General features: G+C 64.8%; 25 protein-coding genes, 1 tRNA gene and 1 pseudogene. 10 read left to right on the top strand and 17 right to left on the bottom strand.

Features of this window, described 5'->3' with window-relative positions; all coding sequences use genetic code 11:
• Positions 1–6 precede the first annotated feature (6 nt).
• Together AB1451_12640 and AB1451_12645 are read left to right on the top strand one after the other, a co-directional pair.
• Positions 7–1,803 carry a fibronectin type III domain-containing protein gene (locus tag AB1451_12640; GenBank protein MEW6683751.1) on the top strand — a complete coding sequence of 599 codons (1,797 nt, stop codon included), beginning with the start codon at positions 7–9 and terminating at the stop codon, positions 1,801–1,803.
• Positions 1,804–1,825: 22 nt separating this feature from the next.
• A complete protein-coding gene (locus AB1451_12645) occupies positions 1,826–2,452 on the top strand; it encodes an outer membrane beta-barrel protein (protein MEW6683752.1) in 627 nt (208 codons plus the stop codon).
• 47 nt (positions 2,453–2,499) lie between these two features.
• Here AB1451_12645 and xerD read toward each other — a convergent pair whose 3' ends face one another.
• The 15 genes from xerD to AB1451_12720 form a co-directional block, all read right to left on the bottom strand.
• Positions 2,500–3,387 (bottom strand): site-specific tyrosine recombinase XerD, encoded by an 888-nt coding sequence (gene xerD, locus AB1451_12650; protein ID MEW6683753.1) that lies wholly within the window; start codon positions 3,385–3,387, stop codon positions 2,500–2,502.
• Positions 3,388–3,393: 6 nt separating this feature from the next.
• A complete protein-coding gene (locus AB1451_12655; GenBank protein MEW6683754.1) occupies positions 3,394–4,068 on the bottom strand; it encodes a response regulator transcription factor in 675 nt (224 codons plus the stop codon).
• A gap of 14 nt (positions 4,069–4,082) precedes the next feature.
• Positions 4,083–5,153: a histidine kinase gene (locus AB1451_12660; protein MEW6683755.1), complete on the bottom strand. Its 1,071-nt coding sequence runs from the start codon at positions 5,151–5,153 to the stop codon at positions 4,083–4,085.
• An 80-nt stretch (positions 5,154–5,233) separates the two neighbouring features.
• Positions 5,234–5,716: a transcriptional regulator NrdR gene (nrdR, locus tag AB1451_12665; GenBank protein ID MEW6683756.1), complete on the bottom strand. Its 483-nt coding sequence runs from the start codon at positions 5,714–5,716 to the stop codon at positions 5,234–5,236.
• A 111-nt stretch (positions 5,717–5,827) separates the two neighbouring features.
• Positions 5,828–7,534, bottom strand: coding sequence for a ribose 5-phosphate isomerase B (gene rpiB / locus AB1451_12670; protein MEW6683757.1), 1,707 nt, complete (start codon positions 7,532–7,534; stop codon positions 5,828–5,830).
• A gap of 41 nt (positions 7,535–7,575) precedes the next feature.
• Positions 7,576–9,525 carry an acetate--CoA ligase gene (gene acs, locus AB1451_12675; GenBank protein ID MEW6683758.1) on the bottom strand — a complete coding sequence of 650 codons (1,950 nt, stop codon included), beginning with the start codon at positions 9,523–9,525 and terminating at the stop codon, positions 7,576–7,578.
• 176 nt (positions 9,526–9,701) lie between these two features.
• Positions 9,702–10,592, bottom strand: coding sequence for a pyruvate, water dikinase regulatory protein (locus tag AB1451_12680; GenBank protein MEW6683759.1), 891 nt, complete (start codon positions 10,590–10,592; stop codon positions 9,702–9,704).
• Positions 10,580–11,842, bottom strand: a complete 1,263-nt coding sequence (locus AB1451_12685) for a ChaN family lipoprotein (GenBank protein ID MEW6683760.1) — start codon at positions 11,840–11,842, stop codon at positions 10,580–10,582. The genes AB1451_12680 and AB1451_12685 overlap by 13 nt, the downstream gene beginning before the upstream one ends.
• Before the next feature lie 57 nt (positions 11,843–11,899).
• A complete protein-coding gene (locus tag AB1451_12690; GenBank protein ID MEW6683761.1) occupies positions 11,900–12,136 on the bottom strand; it encodes a hypothetical protein in 237 nt (78 codons plus the stop codon).
• Between the two features lie 73 nt (positions 12,137–12,209).
• The gene (locus AB1451_12695) at positions 12,210–12,395 is read right to left on the bottom strand and encodes a hypothetical protein (protein ID MEW6683762.1); all 186 of its coding nucleotides are present in this window, start codon (positions 12,393–12,395) and stop codon (positions 12,210–12,212) included.
• A gap of 45 nt (positions 12,396–12,440) precedes the next feature.
• Entirely contained in the window at positions 12,441–13,007 is a 567-nt protein-coding gene (pyrE, locus tag AB1451_12700) for an orotate phosphoribosyltransferase (GenBank protein ID MEW6683763.1), read from the bottom strand.
• Positions 13,008–13,011: 4 nt separating this feature from the next.
• Positions 13,012–13,563, bottom strand: a complete 552-nt coding sequence (locus AB1451_12705; GenBank protein ID MEW6683764.1) for a YIP1 family protein — start codon at positions 13,561–13,563, stop codon at positions 13,012–13,014.
• Between the two features lie 62 nt (positions 13,564–13,625).
• Positions 13,626–16,580, bottom strand: a complete 2,955-nt coding sequence (locus AB1451_12710) for a proline dehydrogenase family protein (GenBank protein ID MEW6683765.1) — start codon at positions 16,578–16,580, stop codon at positions 13,626–13,628.
• Positions 16,581–16,599: 19 nt separating this feature from the next.
• Positions 16,600–17,151 (bottom strand): NUDIX hydrolase, encoded by a 552-nt coding sequence (locus tag AB1451_12715; GenBank protein ID MEW6683766.1) that lies wholly within the window; start codon positions 17,149–17,151, stop codon positions 16,600–16,602.
• Positions 17,148–18,131 (bottom strand): EamA family transporter, encoded by a 984-nt coding sequence (locus AB1451_12720; protein MEW6683767.1) that lies wholly within the window; start codon positions 18,129–18,131, stop codon positions 17,148–17,150. The genes AB1451_12715 and AB1451_12720 overlap by 4 nt, the downstream gene beginning before the upstream one ends.
• A 171-nt stretch (positions 18,132–18,302) precedes the next feature.
• Here AB1451_12720 and AB1451_12725 point away from each other — a divergent pair, with 171 nt between their 5' ends.
• From AB1451_12725 to AB1451_12745, 5 genes are all read left to right on the top strand, one after another.
• Complete coding sequence (locus tag AB1451_12725) at positions 18,303–18,866, top strand: YqhA family protein (GenBank protein ID MEW6683768.1); 564 nt, start codon at positions 18,303–18,305, stop codon at positions 18,864–18,866.
• Positions 18,863–19,786, top strand: coding sequence for a kelch repeat-containing protein (locus tag AB1451_12730; protein MEW6683769.1), 924 nt, complete (start codon positions 18,863–18,865; stop codon positions 19,784–19,786). The genes AB1451_12725 and AB1451_12730 overlap by 4 nt, the downstream gene beginning before the upstream one ends.
• On the top strand, positions 19,776–20,408 hold the full coding sequence (locus tag AB1451_12735; protein MEW6683770.1) for a DJ-1/PfpI family protein: 633 nt from the start codon (positions 19,776–19,778) through the stop codon (positions 20,406–20,408). The genes AB1451_12730 and AB1451_12735 overlap by 11 nt, the downstream gene beginning before the upstream one ends.
• Positions 20,409–20,604: 196 nt before the next feature.
• Entirely contained in the window at positions 20,605–22,041 is a 1,437-nt protein-coding gene (gene mpl, locus AB1451_12740; GenBank protein ID MEW6683771.1) for a UDP-N-acetylmuramate:L-alanyl-gamma-D-glutamyl-meso-diaminopimelate ligase, read from the top strand.
• Positions 22,038–22,958: an LD-carboxypeptidase gene (locus AB1451_12745; protein ID MEW6683772.1), complete on the top strand. Its 921-nt coding sequence runs from the start codon at positions 22,038–22,040 to the stop codon at positions 22,956–22,958. The genes mpl and AB1451_12745 overlap by 4 nt, the downstream gene beginning before the upstream one ends.
• On the opposite strand, the gene AB1451_12750 is transcribed toward AB1451_12745, so the two are convergent.
• Positions 22,955–24,682 (bottom strand): hypothetical protein, encoded by a 1,728-nt coding sequence (locus AB1451_12750; GenBank protein ID MEW6683773.1) that lies wholly within the window; start codon positions 24,680–24,682, stop codon positions 22,955–22,957. The two genes, AB1451_12745 and AB1451_12750, sit on opposite strands and share 4 nt — an antisense overlap.
• Before the next feature lie 28 nt (positions 24,683–24,710).
• Complete coding sequence (hisS, locus tag AB1451_12755) at positions 24,711–25,979, bottom strand: histidine--tRNA ligase (GenBank protein ID MEW6683774.1); 1,269 nt, start codon at positions 25,977–25,979, stop codon at positions 24,711–24,713.
• Positions 25,980–26,079: 100 nt separating this feature from the next.
• Here hisS and AB1451_12760 point away from each other — a divergent pair.
• From AB1451_12760 to AB1451_12770, 3 genes and pseudogenes are all read left to right on the top strand, one after another.
• Positions 26,080–26,154: transfer RNA gene (locus AB1451_12760), tRNA-Cys, on the top strand.
• 44 nt (positions 26,155–26,198) lie between these two features.
• Positions 26,199–26,489: a nucleotidyltransferase family protein gene (locus tag AB1451_12765; protein ID MEW6683775.1), complete on the top strand. Its 291-nt coding sequence runs from the start codon at positions 26,199–26,201 to the stop codon at positions 26,487–26,489.
• Positions 26,486–26,590 (top strand): annotated as a pseudogene (locus AB1451_12770) (nucleotidyltransferase). The gene AB1451_12765 and the pseudogene AB1451_12770 overlap by 4 nt, the downstream one beginning before the upstream one ends.
• Positions 26,591–26,804: the final 214 nt, after the last annotated feature.

Genomic DNA, 26,804 nt, shown 5'->3' on the forward strand with positions numbered 1-26,804 from the left:
GGCATCATGTCGGCCCTGGGGTTGACCCGTCGCATCATTCGACCGGCGGCTTTCGTCTTCTGCCTGGCGTTTGCGCTCCCGGCAACGCACAGCTTCGGGGAGACCTTCCAGGTGCCAGGCGAAGACGCAAGAACAATTGGCCAAGCCATCACACTGGCTGAAAACAACGACGACTCGAGTAATGTCATCGAGGTGTCTACGGGAACCTACACGGAAAACCTGGTGATCTCAAAGTCGCTGACCATCCGAGGCGACGACGGGGCCAAAGTGTTTATCCAGGCGGCGTCCTCCAGCAACCCCTTGGTTGATATCGGCGGGGCCTCCACCACTGTCACCCTGGAGGGACTCATCCTGAGGACGGCGGGGACCGGGGTGCGGATCAATAACTCCGCCAACATAGTCCTCAGAAACCTTGTGATCACGTTTGCCTCAACCGCGATTCGCTGTGATGTCCAAACAACAACGGCTTCCGTCGACCATGTCACGTTTTTTCGGGTGACCAATGGCATTGATTGTCCGACGTCGACAATCCCTATCAGGAACAACATTTTCTCAATTGTATCGGGAATCGGCATTTCGTTCTTTACGGTGCCCGGAGCCACCCTGCCTCAGTTTAACCTCTTCGACCCGAGCGGAATCAGCGGCGAGCATGGAGAGAATGAGGTAGACACTGAGGGTGGTAGCACCGACCCGAGGTTCGTCGACAGCGACAACAACGACTTTCACCTCCAAGAAGGATCGCCTGCCATTGAGCCGTTCGATCCGGATATTGACCTGGGGGCTTATGGAGGGTTGACCTCACAGACGGACGTACCATTTCCGCCGGGGAAGCCCTCCGTCACCTGTGTCAGTTCTCCGGCGGCTGAATGCACGGTCTCGTGGACAAGGAATCTTGATTATCAGGTGCAGGGATATCTTGTGCTGTCATCCGCTCCGTCTGCTCCGAATCCTGATTACGCCGTGACCACGCCGGTCACCAATGCTGCCGGGCAATGCGCGGTCTCCTCGGACCCGCCTCCGGTGTGTTCAGTGGTGGTGGGCTCGTTGGTGGATACTGGAACGGCGCCTGCTGACCCCTCAGCACCCACCGCACGTTTTGGAGACTCGAAGGTGCAACTTGATTGGCCGGCCGTATCGGGAGCCACGAGGTATGAAGTATATGTGGCGACGACGCCAGGTTCCATTGTGCCTGGAACACCCAATTTCAACCCTTCAGAGCCCACCCAGACCGTCGAGAACCTCAGCAATGGCACACCGTATTACTTCGCCGTGCGTGCGGTGAACCAGCCGACATTTTATACGGCGGTCAGATCAGTGTACGGGGACGTGTCGGGCACGGTTACGGTGGGTGTGAGCGAGCTCTCAGAAGCCGCCGATCCGGTCGTGTACGGCACGCCCGCCTTCAGCGGTCTTTCCCCGGAGGTATCGAGTACTCCGCAGCCAGTGGTGGCGTTCCCACCGCTGGAAGACAAGGGCGGGTGTTTCATCGCCACGGCGGCGTACGGGTCGCCGTTGGCGCCCCAGGTGAACATCCTGCGGGCGTTCCGAGAACACTACCTCCGTCCCTATGCGTCGGGTCGTGTTGTGATCCGTTTGTATGAGACTTGGAGCCCGCCGTTCGCAGATGTGATTCGATCGTCGGAAGGCTTGCGCCTCGTGGTCAGGGTCCTGCTTTGGCCTCTTGTCGGCCTGGCTTGGATGGTGGTGTACGGACCGTGGTGGCTGATCTTGTTGGTAGTTGGGCTGGCTGCTTTCTCGGTGCGGTTTGTCCTGGTGAAGCTGCGCGGAGCCGCGAGTGTGTAGGCTCGGCTGGCTGCGCTGGGCTGTGTTAGCGGCCGGTGTTGTTTGCGGATTACCCGGCCAGGCGACAGCGGTGGAAGACCCCTGGACCGTCGGCCTCTCAGTGGGGTACTTCCTTCCGGCCACCGAGGATTGGGAGGACAACTACGATGATCGTGGGGGCCTGGTGCCGGACCTCTCCGCCGGATACGCCCTGTCGCTGCGGTGGTCAGTCGCTGCAGAGGTCAGCTACTTCCGAGCCAGCAGCTTTGCGAAGGGAGCGATTACCGGCCAACCGAGCATCGAGGAGCAGGAGCTGACGCTCATACCAACGACCGTCGGCCTTGAGTACCGCCTGCGGTTCGATCCGGCGCAGTTGTTCGTCCCGTTCGTCGGCGCCGGCTACCGCCACGTCTCATACCGCCTGGAAGTCGGTGACAACGACACCATCAGCGGCGGGGCCAACGGCTGGGTCGGGCGGGGAGGGTTCGACATTCTGTTGAACGCTCTGGACCCGTCTTCGGCGACGGGCCTGAGAGAAGACTACGGCGTCGTGCGGTCGTACCTCCGTCTCGAAGCCCAGTGGGCCAAGGCCGAGGCGCCGGGAACCGGCGGCAGCGACATCGACCTCGGCGGGGTTACGTATCTCGCGGGATTGCGCTTCGAGTTCTAGGGGAGAAAAGCAAATCCCCCCGTGCCCCCCTTTTCAAAGGGGGAGAGTCATCCCCGCGGGTGGAGTTTTTCGTGGAGAGCTTTGAGGCGCTCACGCGTCACGTGCGTGTAGATCTGCGTGGTGGTGACCTGCGCATGCCCGAGCATGGCCTGGACCGAGCGGAGGTCGGCGCCGCGCGTGAGCAAATGGGTCGCGAACGAGTGGCGCAGCGTATGGGGTGAGAACTTCACCGTGACGCCCGCGGCGCGCGCATACTCCCGCAGGATCTGCCAGAACCGCTGCCGCGTCATGGCCTCGCCGCGATTGCTGATGAACACGTGCGGTGAGTCGCGGCCGGCCAGCAGCACCCCGCGCGGGCCGTTCAGATAACGAGTCAACTTCTCGCGCCCGGCGTCGCCGATCGGCACGATCCGGACCTTGGAACCCTTCCCCAACGGCGTCACGTACCCCACCTCGAGGTTGATGTCCCGCAGGGTCAGCGAGACGAGTTCGGAGACCCGCATGCCCGTGGCGTAGAGCAACTCGATCATCGCTTCATCTCGGAGGTGCGGGGGCGCGGTGCCCCTGGAGTGCATCAGCAATCGTTCCACGTCGCCCGTGGGCAGCGACCTAGGCAACCGCAGCGCGCCGCGGGGGGACTCGATCGAGGCCGTGGGGTCGGCCGCAACCCGTCCTTCGTCGAGCAGAAACCGATAGAGACCGCGCAGCACCGTGACGGTCCGCGCGATGGTCCGGGGGGAGAGTCCGTCGCGGTGGAGCGCGGTCAGGCAGACGCGAAGATGCTGTCGTTCAACCCCGCTCCACGCCGTGACGCCTTGGTCACCAAGCAATCCAATGAGTCGTCCCAGGTCGCGGCCGTAGGCTTCCAGCGTGAGCGGCGCCAGGCCCTTTTCAACCGAGAGGTATTGAAGAAAGCGGCGGACGGATTCGTCCATGAACCTCTATTTCGGCATGTCGATGCGAATGATCCCTCGGCGGATCGCCTGGATCGCGGCTTGGGTGCGATCGTACACGTCGAGTTTGTGGAAGATATTGCGGACGTGGTTCTTGACCGTCTTTTCGCTGATGGAGAGCGCGTTGGCGATCTCCTTGTTGGTCTTGCCCTCGGCGATGTATTGGAGCACGCCCTGTTCGCGTTCGGTCAGGTCGTTCTTCCCTTTGGCCGTCTTCCGACCGCGTCCTTCGGCCAGTTGGGAGAACTCGGTGAGGATCTTGCCGGCGATGGTGGGGTGTAAAAAAGACTCCCCTTTGGCTGCGGCGCGAATCGCCTTCACGATCTGCGCGGAGTCCGAATTCTTCAAGAGGTAGCCGGCGACTCCGGTCTTCACGAGGTCGAAGATATACTCATCTTCCTCGTACATGGTGAGCACCACCACGCGGACGGCTGGGCACTGCTCCTTGATCCGCCGGGTGGCTTCGACGCCGTTCATCCGCGGCATGCTGATGTCCATCAGCACGACATCGGGTTGAAGTTGGCGCGTCTTCTCGACAGCCTCGACGCCGTCTTTGGCTTCTCCCACGACCACGATGTCGTCTTTGGTCTGGAGGATGGCCGAGAGACCGTCGCGCACCACCTGGTGGTCGTCCGCGATCAACACCCGGATTTTTTTCGCCACGGGCAAGGACCTCCTTACTCCTGAGCCTTCATCGGGATTTCGACCGAGATCGTCGTCCCCTGTCCCGGCTTGGTTTCGATGCGCGCGCGCCCGCCGAGAAACCTGGCGCGCTCGGTCATGCCTTTGAGGCCCATCGATGCCCACTTCTCCGGATTGGCCGAGACCTCCTGCAGATCGAACCCCCGGCCGTCGTCTTGGACCGTGGCGGTGAGTCGGGACGATTCGATCGCGACGCGAACGTGGACCCGGGATGCGCCCGCGTGTTTTTGGACGTTGGAGAGAGCTTCTTGAATGATCCGGAACAGAAAGATTTTGGTCTTGGCCGACAAGGCCCGTTCGCTTCCGCGCAAGCTGAAGGAGGTGAGGATCTGGTACTGCTTGGAGTAGGTTTTCACGTAATGTTTGAGCGCCGTATGGAGGTCGAGCCGCTCGAAGTGCAGCGGCTTCAGATTGAACACGACCTGTCGGGCTTCCTCGATCGCGCTCTTGAGCACCTCCTGGGTCTCACGGAGCGTGTGCTCGCAACGAGCCGGATCAAGGGAGAGGAACTCGCGGCATAGGTCGAGCTTGTAACTCAAGCCGGCAAGCGTCTGCACGAGTCCGTCGTGAATGTCGAGCGCGATCCTGGTCCGTTCTTCGCTGATCGCGTGGCGGACCTCTTTCATATACAGGCGATAGAGGGACTGGTACTCGTGCAGATGCCGCTCGAGCTCGTGTTTGCTCCGAATCCGCTCTTCGATCAACTGCCACATGAACTTGGCGCCGGGACCGCCGACCACCGCGACTTCCGGCCGATCGAGTTCGAGCAGGGCCTCGGCGACCTCGTCGCTGCCGCTCACGTCGATGATGGTGTCCACGGAAGGGAGCTTGAGCAGGCGACGGTAGCCGGAGGTCGTGGGGATCTTGAGCCGACGGGCCAGTTGCATTCCCGGCGCCTGAGCGTCCAAGTCGGCCACGCCGACGATGGTCACGAGCGGATCGTCGTGGAGCATACGGATCAGGGATGTGCCGCCCCGCCCGGCTCCGATGATCGCGACGCGGATCATCTGATCGGCGGGGATCCGCCGGGTCTTGGGCTTGGGCACGCGAGGGCGCGTCGGCGGGGTGACGCGGGGCTCGACGGCCAGCCGTGCGCGGATCGGACCGGTGGAGCGCGCTCGCCGCTTCAGGAAGGCAACCTCTCGTTGGGATGACGTTCGTGTTTGAGCAGGGTCGCGAGTTCGTCCATGAACTGGGTGACGTCTTTGAATTCCCGGTATACCGAGGCGAATCGCACGTAGGCCACTTGGTCGACCCGATGCAGCTGGGCCATGACGTCTTCCCCGATCACGCGGCTCGAAACTTCGGGCTCGCCGGATTCTTGGACGCGTTTCTCCACCCGGTCGGCGATCTCTTCGAGAACCGCCACCGGCACCGGGCGCTTTTCGCACGCTTTCTTGAGTCCCTGGAGAATCTTGCCGCGATCAAAAGGCTCCCGGCGCCCGTCTTTCTTGACCACGACCGGCAGCACGTCTTCGACGCGCTCGTACGTCGTGAACCTCCGGTGGCAGCCGAGGCATTCCCGGCGACGTCGAATGAGGATTCCATCCCGGCTGACGCGGGAATCCACGACCTTGTCTTCTTGCTCGGCGCAGTAGGGGCACCGCATCAGTGACACCGAGAAAGGAAACGGAGAATGGGAGAGGGGGTGAACCGGAGAATGGGCGCTTCGCGGTAACTCCGATTCACCCGTTCACCGATTCGCCGGTTCGGCCCAGGATTAGCGCCCTCGGTAAACGGGAAAGCGCTCGCACAGGCTTTGGACCGCAGCCTTGGTTTCGGCGATCACCGCGGGATCGGATTTATGGGTCAGCACGCGATCGATCATGGCCGCGATCTGGTCCATCTCCGCGACACCCATGCCGCGCGTGGTCACGCTGGGGGTTCCGATCCGGATTCCGCTGGTGATGGCTGGCGGCTTGTCGTCGAACGGAACCGCGTTCTTGTTGAGGGTGATGCCGGCCGCATCGAGCAACGCTTCCGCGTCTTTGCCGGTCAGCCCCTTCGACCGCAGATCCACCAGGAAGAGATGAGTGTCGGTGCCGCCGGTCACGATGTCATACCCCCGAGACTTGAGGGCGCGGCAGAGCGTTCGCGCATTTTCCAGCACCGCGCGCTGATAGGTCGAGAAGTCCGGCGACATGGCTTCCTTGAGCGCCACCGCTTTCGCGGCGATGACGTGCATGAGCGGGCCGCCCTGGATGCCGGGAAACATGACCTTGTCGATGGCCTTGGCGTGTGCCGCTTTGCACAGGATCATGCCTCCCCGGGGACCGCGGAGGGTCTTGTGCGTGGTGGTGGTCACGAAATCGGCGTAGGGCACGGGGTTGGGGTGCAGTCCGGCGGCGATGAGGCCGGCCGGATGCGCGATGTCGGCCATGAGCCACGCGCCGACCTTGTCCGCGGTCGCGCGAAAACGTTTGAAGTCCGGAATACGGGCGTAGGCGCTTCCTCCGACGATGATCAACTTCGGACGGTGTTCCGTGGCGAGCCGTTCGACGTCATCGTCGTCGATGAGCCCGGTGTCCTTGCCGACGCCGTACGAGACGATCCGAAAGAGCAATCCCGAGAAGTTGACGGGGCTGCCGTGGGTCAAGTGCCCGCCGTGGGCGAGGTTCATGCCCATGACCGTGTCGCCGGGTTTGAGCATCGCGAGGTAGACGGCCATGTTGGCTTGGGAGCCCGAGTGCGGCTGCACGTTGGCGTGGTCGGCGCCAAAGAGGGCTTTGGCCCGTTCGATGGCCAACGATTCGGCCCGGTCGACGAATTCGCACCCGCCGTAGTACCGCTTGGCGGGATACCCCTCGGCGTATTTGTTGGTCAGCACCGAGCCCTGTGCCTCCAGCACGGCGCGGCTGACGTAGTTTTCCGACGCGATGAGGATGATCTTGTCCTCCTCGCGGCGGGCTTCGGACTGGATCGCCTCGTGGACCTCGGGATCAACGGTCTTCAATACGGACATGGATTCGCTCTCGGGGCGAGGGTGAAAGCGGCGTTCGAGTTCTTCGATCTTCTGCAGGCGTCGAGCGTGGCGGCCGCCGTCGAACGGCGTGTCCAGCCAGGCCTTGACGATTTCAAGGCCGCCGTCCGCGTCGAGCACGCGCTCTCCGAGGACCAACACATTGGCATCGTTGTGTGCGCGGCTGCTGCGCGCGATCTGGGTGTCGGAGCACAGGGCGGCGCGCACCCCCGGAAACTTGTTGGCCACGATCGACATGCCGACCCCGGAGCCGCACACCAGAATGCCGCGGTCGACTGCACCGGTGGACACGGCCTCGGCGACTTTGGCGCCGAAAACGGGGTAGTCCACCGGCTCGATGCCGTTGGTGCCCAGGTCCTGGACGGATTGGCCGAGTTGGGCCAAGAGAGCGCCGATCCGGTCCTTGAGCCCGACACCCGCGTGATCGCTGCCGATCGCAATTTTCATAGACAATCCATGATAAACAATCGTCGGTGGGGAATCAAACCTTACTCCTCATCCTGCCGGAGCCGGGCCAGCACGGCAAGGTCCTCCAGCGTGGTCACATCGCCGAGGGTTTCCTTGCCGGCCGCAATGTCCCGCAGCAGGCGGCGCATGATCTTGCCGCTGCGGGTCTTGGGGAGGTTGTCGGTGAATCGCAGGTCGTCCGGCCGAGCCAGCGCGCCGATTTCCTTGACCACGTGGGCGCGCAACGCGTCGCGCAGGGTGTCCGAGGGTTTGTGCAGGTGCTCCAAGGTGACGAACGCGCAGATCGCGGTTCCCTTGACCGGATCGGGGCGGCCGACCACGGCCGCTTCAGCGACCGCCTCATGGCTGACCAGGGCGCTCTCGATCTCCATCGTCCCCAATCGGTGGCCGGCGACGTTGATCACGTCGTCGACCCGCCCCATGATCCAGAAGTACCCGTCCTTGTCGCGTCGCGCGCCGTCGCCCGTGAAATACACGCCGGGAATCTCGCTCCAATATTGCTTCTTGTAGCGCTCGGGGTCGCCGTAGATCGTGCGCAGCATCGAGGGCCACGGTTTGGTGATGACCAAATACCCGCCCTCGTTGGGTTTGGTCGGACGCCCGTCTTTGGTGACCACTTCGGCCGCGATTCCGGGAAAGGGTTTGGTCGCGGAACCGGGCTTGGTTGGCGTGGCCCCCGGGAGCGGCGTAATCAGGATCGCGCCGGTTTCGGTTTGCCACCACGTGTCCACGATGGGACAGCGGCCCTTGCCGATGACTTGGTGGTACCACATCCAAGCCTCGGGGTTGATCGGCTCTCCCACGGTTCCGAGCAGTCGCAGGCTCTTGAGATCGTGGCGTTTGGGCCACTCGTCGCCCAGCTTGAGCAGCGCGCGAATCGCGGTGGGGGCGGTGTAGAACACCGTGACCCGGTACTTGTCCACCAGCTCCCACATGCGATCGGGCTGGGGATGGGTCGGCGCGCCTTCGTACATCACCACGGTCGCCCCGTTGGCCAACGGCCCGTAGACGATGTAGCTGTGGCCCGTGACCCAGCCGATGTCGGCGGTGCACCAGAACGTGTCGTCGTCCTTGAGGTCGAACACCCACTTGGTGGTGATCGCGGCGCCCAGCAGATACCCGCCCGTGGTGTGCACGATGCCTTTGGGTTTGCCGGTGGTCCCGCTGGTGTACAGGATAAAGAGGGGATGCTCGGAGTCCAGTGGCTCGGCTTCGCAACGCATCGGCGCGTCGCGCATGACGTCGTGCCACCAGACGTCCCGTTCGGGATTCATGGCGACGGGGGCGCCGGTGCGGCGGCAGACGACGACCTTGGTCACGGAGGGACACTGCTCGAGCGCCCGATCCACCTGCTCCTTGAGCGGCACGGCGGCGCCCTTGCGATAGCCGGAGTCCGCGGTCACCACCAGCTTGGCCTGCGCGTCGTTGATGCGGTCCTTGAGCGCCTCGGCGGAGAACCCGCCGAACACCACGCTGTGGGTGGCGCCGATCCTGGCGCACGCCAGCATCGCGATCGGCAATTCCGGAATCATCGGCATGTAAACGGCGACGCGATCGCCCTTCTGCACGCCGAGCTGTTTGAGGACGGCCGAGAACCGACACACTTCGCGATAGAGGTCCTGGTAGGTGAGGGTACGCGTGTCGCCGGGCTCGCCTTCCCAGATGATCGCCGCCTTGTTCCGCCTCCACGTGTAGAGATGTCGGTCCAGGCAGTTGACCGCCACGTTGGTCTGACCGCCGATGAACCACTTGGCGAAGGGCGGCTTCCACTCCAACACCTTTTTCCACTTTTTGAACCAGAACAATTCCTTGGCGAGGTCGCCCCAGAACTTCTCGGGATTCTTCTCCGCTTGTTTGGCGAGCTTGGCGTACTCTTTCAGGCTTTTGACGTGGGCCGCGCGACTGAATGCGGCCTTGGGCTTGAACACGCGGCGTTCGGTCAGAACGGATTCGATCTCCGGTTGCGACATCGCAGGGGTCTCCTTAACGTTCAGAGGTCCGAATGTGGAGAGAAGGCGGCTACCCCTGTCGGGTGGCCGCAGCGCCGAGTGGAGCATTGTAGGGAAGGGCTTACGCGCTTGTCAATCGACAGAATTGACCGCCTGCGACGGGCGCGTGCGTAGAGGGGAGGGGGATCAGGCCCCGTTCAGAGCGAGGAGCCGGTGGTCGCGCGGCCGCCGACCGGGCGCGGCAGCGCGCTCAAGATGTCGGCGGCGACCTCCTCCACCGCTCGGGTGGTGACGTCGAGCACCCGCCACCCACGGTTGGCCGTGAAGAGCGAGCGACAATACTCCAGTTCTTGCGCGATGCCCTCGTCCGTCGCGTAGGCCAGATCGTGGTGTCCGAATTTTCTCGCGCGCGCGGATCGGACCATGAGGAGCTTATCCGGGGAGATGGTCAGTCCCACCACTTTGGCGGGGTCGATGGCGAACAGTTCCTTGGGCGGCGGAACGCCGAACACGATCGGGACGTTCGCGACTTTCCAGCCGTACTGCGCCATGTAGATGGAAAGCGGCGTTTTGCCGGTCCGGGAAACGCCCACCAGGACGATGTCGCTCTGGTGGATGGTCTGGATATTCCGACCATCGTCGTGCTGGACCGTGAATTGCACGGCTTCGATGCGCTTGAGGTACTCCTCGTCCATACGATGGAGCAGGCCGGGTTTGGCCTTGGGGCGCGAGCCGAAAAACGATTCCAGGTGCGCCAGGAGCGGACCGATCAAGTCGATCGCCGGCACCCCGTGCAGCTGGGTGAGCTCCACCATGCGGGCGCGCGTCGCCGAGGAGACCAGCGTGTGAAGGATGGTTCCATGGACCGACTGCGCCTCGCGGACCACGGCCTTGATGTGCTCCTCGCTGCGAACGTGGGGGCGACGGATCACGACCACGTTGCGGCCGTCGAACTGGGAGAGCGCGGCGTCCGCGATGCGAGCGGCCGTTTCGCCGGTGGCGTCGGAAATCAGGAACACATGGAAGGCTGCGCCGGCCGGCGCGTCGGGTCGCTCGTCGGGCTCGACGCGGTCCGTTATTTTGGCCACGACACGTCCACGGTGAGCGTCTCCTGCCCGCGACTGACCGTGAGGCGGGCCTGATCGCCCGGCGCGTGCGAGCGCACCAGTCGCACCACGTCCATCGGCAGGCGCACGGACTCGCCGTCGAACGACTGGATGACGTCGCCCTCGCGAAGGCCCGCACGCGCCGCCGCGGAGTCCGGCTGGACGGTCGTGACCACCACGCCGCCCTCGTGAGGCTCAACGCGCACCCCCAGTCGAACTCCGGGAGGCAGCGTCTCGTATCCGACCGTCCAGACCACGTCCGCAACCGGCAAGGGCATCTCGATCGACTCCACGTTCATCACCGCGTCGGGCCGGTCGAGGGGCGCCAAGGCGACGTCCGTTTCAGGAAGGACCGTCAGGTAGGGAACAGGCGCTCGTCGGAACGCGCGCCGGGGGATTCCAAAGCCGTAGGCCACATGGCCTCCCCCCGCGAACACGACCAGCCGCTTGTCGCGGCCCTGCGGGCTCGTGACGAACTCGGCCACGGTTTGGGCCATCGTTTCATCCCACAGGAGCATGGTCCGGTAAAACGGGTCGAACCCCGCGCCGTGGGCGTGTGCGCCGAAGACCGCCTCCATCTGCCGCCGGTGGTAGGGATCTTCGGTGTCGATATCCGGCAAGGCGGCCCGGTCCTCGGGCGACAGCGCCCCGGGGCCCCCCGCGGAGAGCGCGTGGGCGGTGCGCTGGGAGGCATTGAGCGCCACCAGCGGGACGTGGTGGTCCCGGATAAATTCCACGATCTCCCGATAATACCCGTAGTCCTCGGTCCAGTTGTCGTACCAGAGCGACACCATCTCCTTCTCACTCAGTTCGCCCCGAGTCCACCGGTCGAGCGCCGGCTGCGCGGGACGTTGGAACATTTCCATCCCGACCGCGACCTGGCCGGGGAACCGTTCGCTCAGTTCGTGCAGAATGTCGAGTTGAATTCGGTGGTGCCGCAGGTTGTCGTGCGATTCGCCGACGTACACGACGCGGGCGCCGGCGAGCAGGTCGAAGAGTTGGGGCCGGGTCAACTCGACCCCGGTCGGTACATGGAGAATCGTGCCCTCGGGCAAGCCTTCGATCGGGCGGTAGGGCGACTCGGCCGAGGCGTTCTGCGGTGAGGGGCTTGGAGTCCGAGGGACCTGCCCCGGGGTCGGTGCGGTCACGCCCGCACAAGCGACTGCGCTCAGCGTGGCCGCGACCATGCACAGGCCAACCACGAGGCGGGTGGCGGGCACTCGGTCAGTCATGGGTCCACACGGCTGTCGGGCCAGCGCAGGCACCCTGGCTTGGCGACGTCGGAGGGGTCAATCAGCTTCCGGCTCGGCGTCCCCGTGTTGGTGTGTGACGCGATCTTCGTCGAAGATGTCGGCCATTTCTTCTTCCATCTCGCGCGCCGCCCGCCATTTGGCAAGGGGATCTGGCTCTGGAGGGTGAGGCGGCTGGTCCGCCTCACCCTCGACCTTCGACGGGGCCAGGGGTAGTTCGGTCCCGTGGCGAGCCTCGGGGTCTGGAGTCGACTTTGATGCTTTGGACTTAGTCATTGACAGGACCCTGACGATTGCTGTTAACACGATGAAGCATACACCAACGGCTTCACGGATAGCTAGACGCGGCTCAGAAGCGGAACCGGAACAGCCACCGGAGTAATTGGGCCAGCATCGTGATGACGGCCCATTCCTGACGGGTCGGGGGTCGGGTCAACCGGACCCGAAGATTCACGCGCCGGGCCCACAACCAGAGACCGACCGCGGCCAACACCAGCAGCCCGAGCACCAACGGGTGAAAGAGAATGCGAATCATGGCAGCGATGTCACCGCATCTCGGTACCTCACAATAATGAAGTGACTAGGCTTTGAGCAGGTCCTCGACCGTGAACAGACATTCCACGGTATAGCCGGCGGCCGTCAAGCGGTCGCGGCCGCCTTCCTTGCGGTCCACGAGGGCCAGGACTTTCACGATCCGGCATCCGGCGTCCTTGAGGATTCCGATCGTGCGCTCGGTCGAAGAGCCGCTGGTGAGCACGTCGTCCACCACCACGATCCGCGCCCCTCGCGGCAGATTCCCTTCGATGAAGGCGGTGGTGCCGTGGCTTTTGGGCTCCTTGCGGACCACGAACGCGGAGATGGGGCGGTCGTACTGGTAGCTGACTACGGCGGTGGCGACCGCGATGGGGTCGGCCCCCAGCGTCATCCCGCCGATGGCGTCCACCTCGTCTTCACTGATGGCGTCGAGGACCAGCCGCGCGATGAGGAAGGCGCCCTCGGGGTCGAGCGTGACCTTTTTGCAATCGATATAGTAACGGCTCTTCCGGCCGGACGAAAGGGTGAACGCCTGCTCGCTGCTGTAGAGGAACGAGTCGCGAAGTTTCTTGAGCAACTGATGCCGGACGCCGATGCGTTCGTGTCGCTCCACGTCGTCAGCCTCCCAATTGACCGAGCGATCGGGGGTCGATGCCCTGGGATCGCAACAGCAGCAGGAACGCGGTGGCTTGAACCAGCCAACCCAGCACGCAGACGCCGACCGCGCGCGAGGTGCTCCGGTAGTCCAAGGCCTGACGTACCGCCACGACCATGGCCGCGAGCATCCACACCGCCGCGATCACGAACACCCCATCGGTCAATCCGGGAATCACGCCCGCGGCGCGCACCACGCCCGGAGAACTGGCGAACCCGATGGTTCGCAGCATTTCCCCCAGATCCGTCTTGGTGTCCGAGTCGGGAAACAGCTTCGCGCCGATGACATACGCCAGAAACGCCCAGACGAGCCAGCCTGAAATCGCGCCGCCGGTTCCCAGCACCAACGACACGGGTCCGGCTTTGCCCAGTCCGCCGATCCCGGCCGCAAGCCCCGAGAGCAGGACGGCGGCAAGCGCCTGCGTCATGGCGCGACGATCGGCCTCCACTTCTTCGTAGAGCGCGGCGTCGAGGCGTGCCGCGCGGATCATGCGAGTGATCAGCGTCTGGGCCATTGCGTCGCGTGTGGGCCGGGTGATCTTAACAGAGCGGTCCGCAGAGTACAACAAATCCCGCGTCAGGGTGTTGGGCCGGGCGCGAAGCCGCGGCGGGTCGTGTTTTCGGAATAGCTCCTCGGGATCACGAACTGCGGCAGATAGTCCGGCCCGCCGGCCTTGGAGCCCGCGCCGGAGAGGCGAAATCCCCCGAAGGGCTGCCTGCCCACGAGTGCGCCGGTGATGGGCCGGTTGACGTAGAGGTTGCCCACCTCGAACGTGTCTGCGGCTTTGCGAATGTTGGCGGGGCTTCGGGAGTACACGCCGCCGGTCAGGGCGTACTGGGCGTCGTTCGCGAGCGCGAGCGCGTGGTCGAAGTCCCTGGCAACGAGGATCGAGAGCACGGGACCGAAAATTTCTTCGCGGGCCAGCGGGTGGCTCGGCGGGACCGGACCGAACAATGCGGGCGCGACGTAGTACCCCGGCAAGCCTTGCGCGGTTCCGACGTACAAGGCGAGTCCATCGCCGACGCCCTGCGCGATCGTCTGCTGGATGCGGTCGCGCGCCGCGGCGTCGATGACCGGGCCGATGCGGTTGGCAGGGTCTTCCGGCGGCCCGATGGTCAGGCTTTGGATCGCGGCCTTGAGCCGTGCGGTCAGCGCGTCGGCCGCGATCGCCTCGACGATGACGCGGGAACACGCCGAGCACTTCTGGCCCTGGTACCCGAACGCAGACCCCAGGATGCCGGGGACGGCCTCATCCGGGTCCGCGGTACGGTCCACGATGATCGCGTTTTTCCCGCCCATCTCCGCGATCACGCGCTTGACGGTCCGCTGCCCGGGGTGTGGTCGTCCCGCGCGCTCGATGATGCGCAATCCCACGTCCTTCGAACCCGTAAACGTGATGAAGTCGGTTTGCGGGTGCTCCACCAGATAGTCGCCGATCTCGCTCCCGGCTCCCGGGACGAACTGCAGGGCGCCTGCGGGACAACCGGCCTTGCTGAACAGGTCGACCAAGTCTGCTCCCAGCACCGACGAGAGACCGGACGGTTTGAACACCACGGTGTTGCCGGAAACGAGCGCGGCCGCGATCATCCCGGCGGGGATGGCCAGCGGAAAATTCCAGGGGGCGATGACCACGCCCACGCCGCGCGGCGCGTACCAGTAGCGGTTGTCTTCACCCGGATGGTCGCCCATCCGCTGCACCCCGGCGAGGCGGATCATCTCGCGGCCGTAGTATTCCAGGAAATCGACCGCCTCGCACACGTCCGCGTCGGCTTCGCGCCAGCTCTTACCCACCTCGATGACTTCGAGCGCCGCCAGGTCGAACCGGTGCTCGCGCAACAGGCGCGCGGTGTCTTGCAGCAGCCGGGCGCGGTCAGCCACTGGGACCCGTCGCCATTCCGAGAAGGCGGCCGCCGCGCCGGCCACGGCTGCCTCGACCTCGTCGCAGCCGGCCTGCGCCACGCGACCCACGATTTCCGACGGCTGGGCGGGATTCAGCGAGGAGATCTGTCGGTCGGTGTGGAGTGCGCGGCCGTTGATCACCAGCGGGTGGAAGTCGCCCAGACGTTGCCGCACGCGTGCCAGCGCCTGCCGCATGGCCTCTCTGGCATCGGCGCGAGAAAAGTCGGTGGGAGGTTCGTTGGCAAAGGCTTCGGGGCCGGTGATTGTCGTCGTGCGGGCGACCGGAGCGGGAGACCCTGCCGGAGGCGCGAGCAGGACCAGGGGATCCTGGTGCTCTTGGAATCGTCGCCGCAGGAACGATTCGTTCGCGCTGTTTTCCAGCAGCCGGCGCACCAGGTACGCCATGCCGGGAATCAGGTCGCCCACCGGGGTGTAGATTCGGACCCCGTACCCCATGTCGGTCAATGCCGCGGCGATCGGGTCACCCATCCCATAAAGGAGTTGCAGCTCGTATGCGGACCTGGGAAGGCCGCGGCGCTCCGCATACGCGATCGCGGCGGCGAGGCTTCGCACGTTGTGCGACCCGACGGCCGGCCGGATCGCCGGCGCGTGGTCGAACACCAGGCGCACGAGCCGCTCGAACTGCTCGTCGGTGGCGGCCTTATCCGTGAGCACCGGGACGGGCCAGCCCCGTTGCCCGGCCGTGATCAGCTCCGCGTCCCAGTACGCACCCTTGACCAGGCGGATCGTCAGCGGCGGCCGCCGATCCGCAGCCCAGCGGATTACGGAGCGCACATCAGGTTCCGCGTCGCGAAGATACGCCTGGATCACGAGCCCGGCGTGCGCGTGGGCCCCTTCGCCGTGTTCGAACAGTCTTTGGCAGAGCGCCAACAGCAGGTCCTTGAGGCCGTACTGCTCCATGTCGATGTGAACGTGCGCGCCCACCGCGTGCGCCTGGGTCAGGATGGGACCAAGGCGCGCCGCCAACCGGTTGAGGCTACCGTCCCAGTCCGCGGGATCGATTTGTGAATCGAGCGAAGACGCTTTGACCGACACGTCCACCGCGGGTACGCCGGCCAGCGGATGGGAGCCGGCGTGAGGAGGCCCCTTGCGCGCGGTCTCGGCGGCTTCCGCGATCAAGCGGCCGTATTGTTCCCGATAGGCATCGGCTTCGGGTTCGCTGACGCTGGCTTCGCCCAGCAAGGCAATGGTTGCGCCCTGTCCGCGACGCCAGATGGCCGACAAAGCCTTCCCGGTGTGGTCGATCGAATCCGCCGCGATGAAGAGCGAGGCCAGGGCTTTGACCTGACGCTGGAGCGTGCGGCCCGCGACGCGACCGGCCACGGAGGAGGAATCGAGGTGCTTGACCCCCCACTCAAAGACCGGGGGAAGACGAATGCCTTCAACGTACTCGCCAAACAGCGCGGCCGCGTCGCCGGCGTTGGTGAGGGTGGGCAGCACGTCGACGAACCGAAACAAGGCGACCTTAAACGCCTCGTCGTGAATCGCCCACTCCATGACGCGCCCGGCCCAGCGCGCGGTGTCGAACAGCGAGGCCCGTTGCTCGCCGACCCGATCAAGGATCTCGCGACCGATCCGTTGGATGTCGGGTTCGAGATCCGGGGGTGTCATGGGATCAGGGGTCCCGGGATCAGCGATCCTGCGCCAGGAACGTGCGGTACCACAGGGTGGCGAGCAGGGTCTTGCTGTCCACGATCTCGCCGCGGCGGACCCGATCGAGCAATTCGACGAACGGCATGGTGACGACTTCGAGAAACTCGGTGCCGTCCGGGTGTTCGTGGGGGGCGGGCTGCAGGTCGCGCCCCAGGAAAACCTCGATGCGTCCGGTCGAGAATCCCACGGAGTGATAGTACCCGAAGAGCGGGTCGAGGCGACCCGGCGCCAGGCCGATCTCTTCCGCGCATTCCCGACGCGCGGTCTGCGCCGGGTCCTCCCCCGGTTCGAGAATCCCCGCGGGAATTTCGAGGATCGGGCGCTCGATGGCGGTCCGGTATTGCCGGACCAGATACACGGTTCCGGTGTCGGTCACGGGGAGCACGCCCACCGCGTTCGGCGGAACCACGACCTCGCGCTTCGCCTCGCGCCCGTCGGGGAGGCGCACCGTGCGTTCCTCGGCGCGGAGGTAGTGACCTTGGTACACCGGGCGTGTGGCGATGAGGGTTTCGTGCAGCTCCACGCTCATCCTCGCTCCGCGGGCATACTCGACGATCGCGAAACCATCGCCCGAGGCGTCCGCCGGGTTCGATCGGCCGTCAGGAGGTGGAGCGCCAAGCCGAGGCCGATGAGCGGCAAGGCGATCCAAACGCGGGGACCGACCGTCTCGTGACCGAGCCACGCGCCCAACCCCACCGCGACGATCGGATTGACCAGCGCGTAACTCGCGACGCGGTGAGCGGGTTCCACGGTCAACAGCCACGCGAACGCGGTGAACGCCACGGTGGATCCGAACACGGTGAGGTACCACATCGCCCACCACGAACGCGCTCCGACCGACGTGACGGTCGACGGCGTGATCTCGCCCATCACCGCGCCGAGGATCAAGAACGCGGCTCCGCCCGCGAGCATCTGGATGGAGGATGTGAGCAACACGTCGCGCGGGAGGTCGACCACGTGCGAGGCGCTGCTCGCTCCCGACCAGCAACACGCGGCCAAGAGCAGCAGCGCGATCCCGACGCCCGACGACCCGGAGGAGTCGCCGGCTGTTCCGGTGAGCACGGCGATGCCGACCACCCCGAGCATCATGCCGGTGATCTGCGGCCACGAGGCGGATCGACGGCGGACAAAGCGTTGATCCCACGCCGCGACCCACAGCGGCGTGGAAGAGATGATCAAGGCCGCCAGATGGGAATCGACCGTTTGCTCCGCCCACCCGACCAGCCCGGTGCCCCCGACCAGGAGCAAACACCCGATGAGGGCGGCGTTTCGTACTTGGACCCGGGTCGGAGCGAGCGGCGACTGACCGCGCCAGGCGGTCACGGCGCGGTAGAGCGCAAAGTTCAGGACTCCAGCCAACAGGAAGCGCTCGGCAAAGAGCAGCGACGGGGGCATGGTCTCGATTCCGAACCGGATGGCGAGATAGGTAGATCCCCAGATCAGGTACACGGTCAGGTAGGCGAGCAGGATCAACCAGGCGGGCGCGGGCATCGCGGGTCGGGATGTCATCGGAAACGGCCCCATCGTACCACAGCGCTTTGCCGCGCCGCCAACATGCAGCGCGCCACGACGTGACGCGCAATCCCATGCGCCGTCAGGCCGCCGCTCATGTGGCGCAGCAATCGACAACCCGGGCAGCCTTCCGTATAATGCCACCTTCGCGAGCCAAGGAGTCGCGTGATGACGGAAGAACGAACGGAGTTGAAGTCCTGGGAACGAGTGTTCGAGGCCGCGTTGTGGCGAAGCCGATTTATCGTCATACTCGCGGTGGTGGCGAGCCTCGTATCGGCCGTGATCCTATTCCTTTGGGCCAGCGCAGATGTCGCGAGGCTTGCATACAAGGCCGTGGCCTACGTGGCCGCGGCTCCTCACTCGATCGAAGAATACGACGAGTTCCACAGCGTGGTGGTGGGACACGTGATCAGCGCGGTGGACGATTACCTGTTGGCGACCGTTCTTCTCATCTTCTCGTTGGGCCTCTATGAGCTGTTCATCAGCAAAATCGACGTGGCGGAGGAAGACGTGCGGCACAGCTCCAAGATCCTCCTGATCCAGACGCTGGACGATCTGAAGGACCGTTTGGCGAAGGTGGTCTTGATGATCTTGATCGTGACGTTTTTCAAGAACGTGATTCACACGGAGTTTCACGAGCCGCTGGGGATCCTGTATCTGGGCATCGGGATCCTGTTCGTGGCGCTCGCACTGTACTTCACCGCAAAATCCGGGCACGGAGCCGAGAAGTGAGCTGGGAGCGGTTGCCGGATCTGGCGGTGGCGCGGTCGCATCCCGCGGTGGCGGTCCACGGGGACCGTCTCTATGCGATCGGAGGCGGAGGGCCGGGGTTTGCGAGCCTCGACGCGGTCGAAGTCTTTGATCCCAAGACCGAACGCTGGCTGGCGGTACGGCCGATGCCGACGCGACGGTCAGGCGCCATGGCAGTGACGCTCGATGACCGGATCGCCGTGATCGGCGGGGGCTTCAAGAAGCCCGACGGCAAGTTCCGATTTCTGCCCACCGTGGAGTTCTACGAGCCGGTCACGGATCGCTGGTCGGCCGGTCCAGATATGCTGCAACCGCATGATTATCCCGCGTGTGCCCTGCTCGATGGCCGCGTGTACATCGCGACCGGCCATCACCCCGCTGCGACCGAAGGGGGACCGCAAACCGATCCGGGGTTCTCGTTTGCCCAGCGATGGCGCCCGGGCGATGGAACGTGGGAGGAACTGCCGCCTGTTCCCACCCCGCGGTTCGCGGCCGCGGCCGTGGTCCTCGGCGGCCGGTTGGAGGTGGCGGGAGGCGTGGCATTCACGCCCTCCGGTTTCATGGAGTTCGACCGTGTGGAATCTTACGAGCCCGCGCGCAACGCGTGGGAGCGAGCCTCCTGGTCGCTCCCATGGACCGCGGCGGCTCACGCACTGGCCGTGCTGGGACGGCGGTTGGTGGTGTGCGGCGGGTTCTCGGGGGATGCGGGCATCGCGGCTGGGGCGGCGATCTGCGACCTGGATTCGAGGGATCAACCGGGACCGTGGAGCAACCTTCCCTCGCTTCCGGAACCGCGCGCCGCCATGGGAAGCGCCGTCATCAGCGGCCGCCTGGTACTCGTCGGCGGCTGGGCGGCCGATCGGTCGGTGATGGCGAGTGTTCGAGCCTGGCGTGACGGCTGAAACCTCCCCCCCGACCTGCGTAGCGGGCATTGTTCTCTTCCACGGCGTGGACGAACTGGACTTCGCGGCCCCATACGCGGTGTTCGCGGCCATGCGCCGGCTGCAAATCCAGACCAACGATCCGACGTTTCCCGAGACCCACGTGTTGGCGATTACCAGAACACCGGGGATCGTTCACGGCGCGAACGGTCTCCGGTTCTTGCCCGACTACGATCTGGCCATGTGCCCTGATCTGGACGTGCTGATCGTGCCGGGCTCCAGCGAGATCGGAGAACCCACTGTGCCCGAAATGGAAGAGGGTGGACTGTGGGAATTCGTTCATGAACGGGCTGGACAGGTTCGCTGTTTGGGAGCGCTCGGCACCGGGTCGTTTGTGTTGGCCAAAGCCGGAGTCCTCTCGGGCAAAACCGCCACCACGCATCTGAAATATCTGGATCGGCTGGCTCGGTTCAGCGGAGTCACCACGCGCGAGACGGCCGTGGTGGAGGATGGCGTGCTCTGCACCGCCAGAAGTGGTAGCTGGGGCGTCATGCTGGGGCTCACCGTGATCGGCAACCTGTGGGGCGAAGCGGTCGCCCGCCGCGTTGCCGCGGAACTCGGGGAACAAGACCCCTCGCCTTAGCAGTAGCTAGAAATACTCCAAAGTGCAGGCTGCTCAAAAAGCTCCAGCTGCAAGGCCGCAGGTCGGAGGAAACCGGAGCGTACTGGGTCGTACGTGAGGATTTCCGACGACCGAGAACGCCGCAGATGGACTTTTTCAGCGGCCTGTTGACGGCACCGTGACAACCGCCAGGCGGCGACCTATAATAGCTGCGCCGATGCCCTCCGTGAAACACATCCATTTCATCGCGATCTGCGGAACCGGGATGGGGTCTCTGGCGGGAATGCTCAAGGCGTCGGGCTACCACGTCACGGGATCGGACCAGAACGTCTACCCGCCGATGAGCACGTGGCTGGCGGAACAGGGCATCGTCCCTTACTCCGGATTCGCGCCCGAGCATCTGGACGGTGCGGATCTCGTCATCGTCGGCAACGCGGTCTCCAAAACCAACCTCGAAGTCTCGGCGATGCTGGAGCGGGGGCTTCCGTACCGGTCGTTTCCCCAGGCGCTCGCCGAATTCTTTATTCGTGACCGGCATTCGATGGTGGTGGCCGGGACCCACGGCAAAACCACGACCACCGCGTTGCTCGCCTGGGTGTTGACCTCCGCCGGTCGCGACCCCGGGGCCATGATCGGGGGGGCTGCCAATAATTTCGGCGGCAATTTCCGAGTAGGGGGCGGACGTGTCGTGGTGGTGGAGGGGGATGAGTACGACACCGCGTTTTTCGACAAGGGCCCGAAGTTCCTTCATTACCGTCCCCGGACCGCGATCCTGACCAGCATCGAGTTCGACCACGCCGACATCTACCGTGATCTCCCGCACGTGGTTGCGGCGTTCGAACGGTTCGTGGCGCTGATTCCGCGCGACGGGTTGCTGGTCGCCGCGGCTGGCGACGAGCGCATGTCCGCCGTGGCGGACCGAACGGCGAGCCGGGTCGAGCGGTACGGGTTCGAGGCGGGGAGCGATTGGACGGCGGAGGGACTTCGCGCCGAGAACGGCGGGGTCTTGTTCGACGTGCGGCGGGCCGGGACCCTGTTTGGCCGGTTTCACCTTCCGCTGATCGGACGCCACAACGTGATGAACGCGCTGGCGGTGATCGCCGCTGCGCACGGCGTCGGCCTGACGTCAACGGAGATCGCCGACGGATTCAAAACCTTCCGCGGCATCAAACGAAGGCAAGAGATCGTGGGCACCGCGCGAGACGTGATCGTGATGGACGACTTTGCCCACCACCCCACTGCGATTCGCGAGACCCTCGCCGCGGTCAAGATGGGGTACCCCGCCCGCCGCCTATGGGCGATCTTCGAGCCGCGTTCGGCCACAAGCCGTCGAGCCGTGTTTCAGCAGGAATTCGCGGAGGCCTTCGATCTGGCTGATGAAGTCGTCATTGCCAAGCCGTTCGCCTCGGACAAGCTCCCGCCCGACCAACGGTTGGACGCCAAGCGGTTGGTGTCCGATCTGGGCCGTCGGGGCGTGCACGCGGCCTACGTGCCGACGTCCGACGACATGGTCCGCACCATTACCCCCCAACTCGCGCCCGGAGATTTGGTGTGCGTGATGTCCAGCGGGGGGTTCGACGGCATCCACGCCAAACTGCTCGCCGCCTTGCGCGAGACCGAGTTCCGGTCCGCGCCGACCGCCAAATCGGCATGACGCCGCTTCGTAAGCCGCCGGCGCTTCGCAAGGGCGATCTCATCGGGGTGGTGGCGCCGGCCGGCGCGGTCAAAGCCGACGACCTCGGCGCCGGGATCAAACGGCTGGAAGAACTCGGGTTTCGGGTTCTACTCGGTCGTTCGGTGTACCAGCGAGTGCGTTATCTCGCGGGGCGAGACTGCGATCGCGCCGCGGATCTGAGCGAGATGTTCGCCAACCCCGAGGTCCGGGCCGTGGTGGCGGCTCGGGGCGGTTACGGCACGTCGCGCGTGATCCCGTTACTGGATCTCAAGGCCATCGCGCGCACGCCCAAGATCGTGGTCGGCAGCAGCGATGTCACGCTGTTGCTGCACTGTCTCCAGACGCACTGCCGGTTCGTGGCGTTCCACGGGCCGATGGTCAGCCCGAACTTCGGGAAGTATTCCTCGCCCGCGACCAGCGACGCGTTCGCACGGATCCTCGGCGCGACCACACCGCCGGGACCGTTCGAGGTGCAGGGCGTCAAGGCGCTCAAGTCCGGCAGCGCGGAGGGTGTGCTGACCGGCGGGTGCCTCTCGTTGGTGTGCCAGACGATCGGCACGTCGTACGAGATCTCGACCGACGGCGCGATCCTCTTCCTGGAAGACATCAACGAGCCGCCCTACCGCATCGACCGGATGTTGACGTATCTCAAGCAGATCGGAAAGTTCGACAAGGTGCGGGCGGTCATCTTCGGCCTGATGCCGGATTGCCATCCGTCGCCCCACGAGCTGTACACGCTGGAAGACGTGGTCCGCGACGCGCTCGGCGACCTGCCGTGTCCGATCCTTCTTGATTTCCCGTCCGGGCACGGGGGCACCAACCTCACGCTGCCGTTCGGCGTGCGGGCGGCGGTGGACGGGACGACGTTGAGCGTGTTGGAAGCGCCGGTCAGCTAGGAACAGCCGGCGGGAAGAGGGTCGGCGAGATCGACCAGGACTGGATCGGAGCTGTTCCCCGCCGCATCTTTCGCGATCAATTCGAAGGTCTGACCCTCCACCTCGATGACCCCTGACCACGTGGTGCCGACGGTTGCGCCGACGATCTGTTGATCCGGGTCGTTCGGCTCCAGGTGTCGGAACACGGCGCTTCCCGAGTCTTTGTCGCCGGACAGCGTGACTTCTCGGGGCGATGTCGTGATTGGATCGCACGAGACGATCTGAAAAGCCGGCGCGTTCGGCGGGTCCATGTCGCGGGTCACCTGGTACACGGTCTCGGTGCTCGCCAGGCCGGTCTCGTCGATCGCAACGAGCCGGAAGACGAATGTGCCATTCGACGCGAGGGGTACCGTGGCGGTCCAGCCCGTCTCACGGTCGAACGGGACCGTCTCAATGACCAAGCCGGCAGCGTCCTTGATCTCGACACGCGATCCCGACGGCTTGACCCCTGCCAGGATGACATAGGGCGTGTTGGTGACCAATGGCGGCACTGGACGCAGATCAACCGGGAGCGCCTCGGTCACCGGGGCGATTTCGCTGGACGACGAAGCGCGGACAAGATACACGTAGGGTTGACAGGCGGGTCCGAACGTTGAGCACATTCGAAGCTCGGAGTGCCGGAACAGGGGTTGGTCCACCGTCACTGATCCGAAGTCGCTCTGCCCGTCTTCGTAAACGACCGACCAGGTGACGTCGTAGCTCGACGCGTTGGTCACAGGCGTCCACGATAGCGTGTTCACGCCCCGTCCAGCCGTGAGTGTCACGGTCTGCGGGATGTCGGACGCAGAAGCTTTGGGCGTGGCGTACACCGTGGTCGACGCGGGGCCCGCGCCTCCGGTAAAGACGGGCCGCACGCGGAACGCGTACCGAGTTCCGTTTCTCAGGTCGCCAACGTGGATCGGGACCGGCTCGCCATCCTGGAGTGGAAACGGAAGGAACGGCACGTCGAACGTGCGAGACGTGGACACCTCGACCGAGCCGCTCACGTTGCTCGGCATGGTCAGGTCCACGCGGCCGTCGGACGCCGTGGCCGTGATCGCCGCGGTTTGTCCGGGTCGCGCTCCCACTTCAGCCGACACCACGCCCTGTGTTCCGTCCGACAGGATCGCGGTCACCACGTAGTAGTAGTGGGTTTCGGGATCGAGGCCGCTGTGCGTGTACGCGGTTTGGCTGCCGTCGACGTCGATGCGCGCGCCGGTGGATGGCGAAACGTTCGGCTCATAACTCCAGTACATCCGGTAGGCGGTCGCCCCCGCCACCGCCGACCAGGAGACCGTGGTGTCTCTCAGGCCGGCCGAAATGGACACCTGCGACGGCGCGGTCGAGTCAGCGGCCACCGGAGCGGCTGAGAGCACGCTCTCTTGCACGCCGGTCGCGACGGTGTAGACGTACCGAAGGCCGTTCGTGAGCGTGTCGTGGCTGACCGTTCCGCTGGCAGCGCCCGCCAGAAGTTCCGGGTCCGAGAACCAGTCGAGCCGGTAGGACTGGGCGCCGTTAACGAGATCCCACAACAGATCCGCGGCCCCGTCGCTTGCCGTCACCGAGAGGTTCGACGGCATGGCCACGAGCACGGGCGCGGCAACGATTTGGACGGGCGGTGGCGGGGGAGCTGCCGGAGGCGCGGGTGACGGCGGCGCCGGGGGCGCGGGAAGCTCGATCGGACTCCCGCAGCCGGCGAGGAGCATCACCAGCGTGGTGAGAATCGCCAGATAATCAGCGAGACAAGACCCGTGCGGTGAGGTACGCGAGCAGATCGCGGAACGGGATCTGTTGCTGCGCCTTGGTCTCCATGTCTCGAACAACGGCTGTTTCCCCGGCGATCTCGTCGTCGCCCAGGATGACGACGTGACGGGCGCCGAGCTTGTCCGCTTTGCGTAGTTGGCTCTTGAGGCTGCCCCGGTCATAGTCGGTTTCGGTCCGGATCCCCGCATCGCGTAGCGCCGTCAACAACGGCGCGAGCCGACGACCGGCGGCCTCGCCCAGGGTGGCGATGAAGACGCCGGGAGGGCGGGGGGCTGCGCTCCCCTGTTTTAACAGCGCGACCACGCGTTCTATTCCCAACGCGACCCCAACCCCAGGCGTAGGCGGGCCGCCCAAAGCCTCGACGAGGCCGTCGTAGCGCCCGCCAGCCGCAATCGTGTTCTGGGCGCCGAGCCCCTCGGCCGTGAACTCGAACGCGGTCTTGGTGTAATAGTCCAGGCCGCGGACCAGGCGTGGCTCGATACGAAACGCGACGCCGACGTCGGTGAGCGCGGCTTTCACCGCGTCGAAGTGCGACACACACTCCGGGCCGAGGTAGTCGGTGATGGCGGGCGCGCCCTGGGTGGCGGCGCGGCACTCCTCGCGTTTACAGTCCAGGATTCGCAGCGGGTTGGTCTCGAACCGGCGTTGACAAGCGTCGCAGAGACGGCTGACCCGCGGCGCAAGGAACGCTTTGAGCGCTTCCCGATACCGCGGGCGACAGAGCGGGCAGCCAAGACTGTTGAGCAGCAGCGTGGTGGGCGTAACGCCCAGCGCGCGAAACAACCGGTCCAACACGATCACTTGCTCGGCGTCGAGCAACGGGCTGGACGACCCCACTGCCTCGGCCCCGATCTGGTGGAACTGGCGGAACCGGCCGGCTTGCGGCCGCTCGTGACGGAACATGGGCCCAACGTAGTAAAGTTTGGTCAGCGGGGACTCGGCCCACATGTGGTGCTCGATGTACGCGCGCATCACGGACGCCGTGCCTTCCGGCCGAAGCGCGAGCGATTTGCCGTCGCGATCCGGAAAGGTGTACATCTCCTTCTCCACGATATCGGTGGCGGCCCCGATGCTCCGGGCAAACAATTCGGTGGCCTCAAACACGGGGATTTTGATCTCCGCGTAGCCCGACGTTTCCAGAAGCCGCCTGGTGGTCGTTTCCAGGAGATGCCACAATGGAATCTCGCCGGGCAGGATGTCCTTGACACCGCGGATGGATTGGATTTTGGGAGTGCTCACCTCGACCGGGCCCGTCCTGCAGGATGCCAATCCTACCGTTCAGTTGTGCGGGAAGTCAATTTGACACGATTTTCCGCTCTCTGTTATAAGGAACGTCCGCGGCGGCGTACCCAAGTGGTAAGGGAGCAGTCTGCAAAACTGCGATGCAGCGGTTCGAACCCGCTCGCCGCCTCCATTTGAATTCCTTACATCTCCGATCGAGTCCTCGGAAGCTGAACAATGGGCGTTGACGACCTCCTGAAGGCGAAGCGGCAAGACATCCTGCGGATTGCCGCGAAACACGGGGTGCGTAGCATCCGGGTGTTTGGGTCCGTGGCGCGCGGTGAGGCCGATGAACAGAGCGACGTGGACTTTCTTGTCGAGATGGAGCCGGGACGGACCCTGTTCGATATGGGGGGGCTACTCATGGACCTCCGCGACTTGCTCGGCCGCAACGTGAACGTTGTCTCGGTGCGTGGTTTGAAGCCGCGCATCCGGGAACGGATTCTTCGAGAGGCCGTCGGTCTGTGAGAGATCCCCGAGAACGCCTTCGCGACATTTTGGGAGCGATCGAGTATATCGAACGCTACGCGAAACGTGGGCGAGACGCCTTTGGACAAGACGAACTGATTCTGTCCATCACGACAACAGGGGCTGACTGAAGAACGAGAGGGAAGACGTGTCGAAGTCGGAACTATGGGAGTTGTACAAACGGTTTCTTATTGAGTTTTGCGTAAGTAATAGAACGGTGGTATTATGAGGCATGCGCCCCCTCGGATCAGCCGCGAGCTTGGAAAGGCGTCGTCGTCGTGCCGTGGAGTTGTCGAAGGCCGGGAAAGGCATTCG

The organism is Nitrospirota bacterium, from assembly GCA_040757335.1.
Classification (GTDB): domain Bacteria; phylum Nitrospirota; class Nitrospiria; order 2-01-FULL-66-17; family 2-01-FULL-66-17; genus JBFLXB01.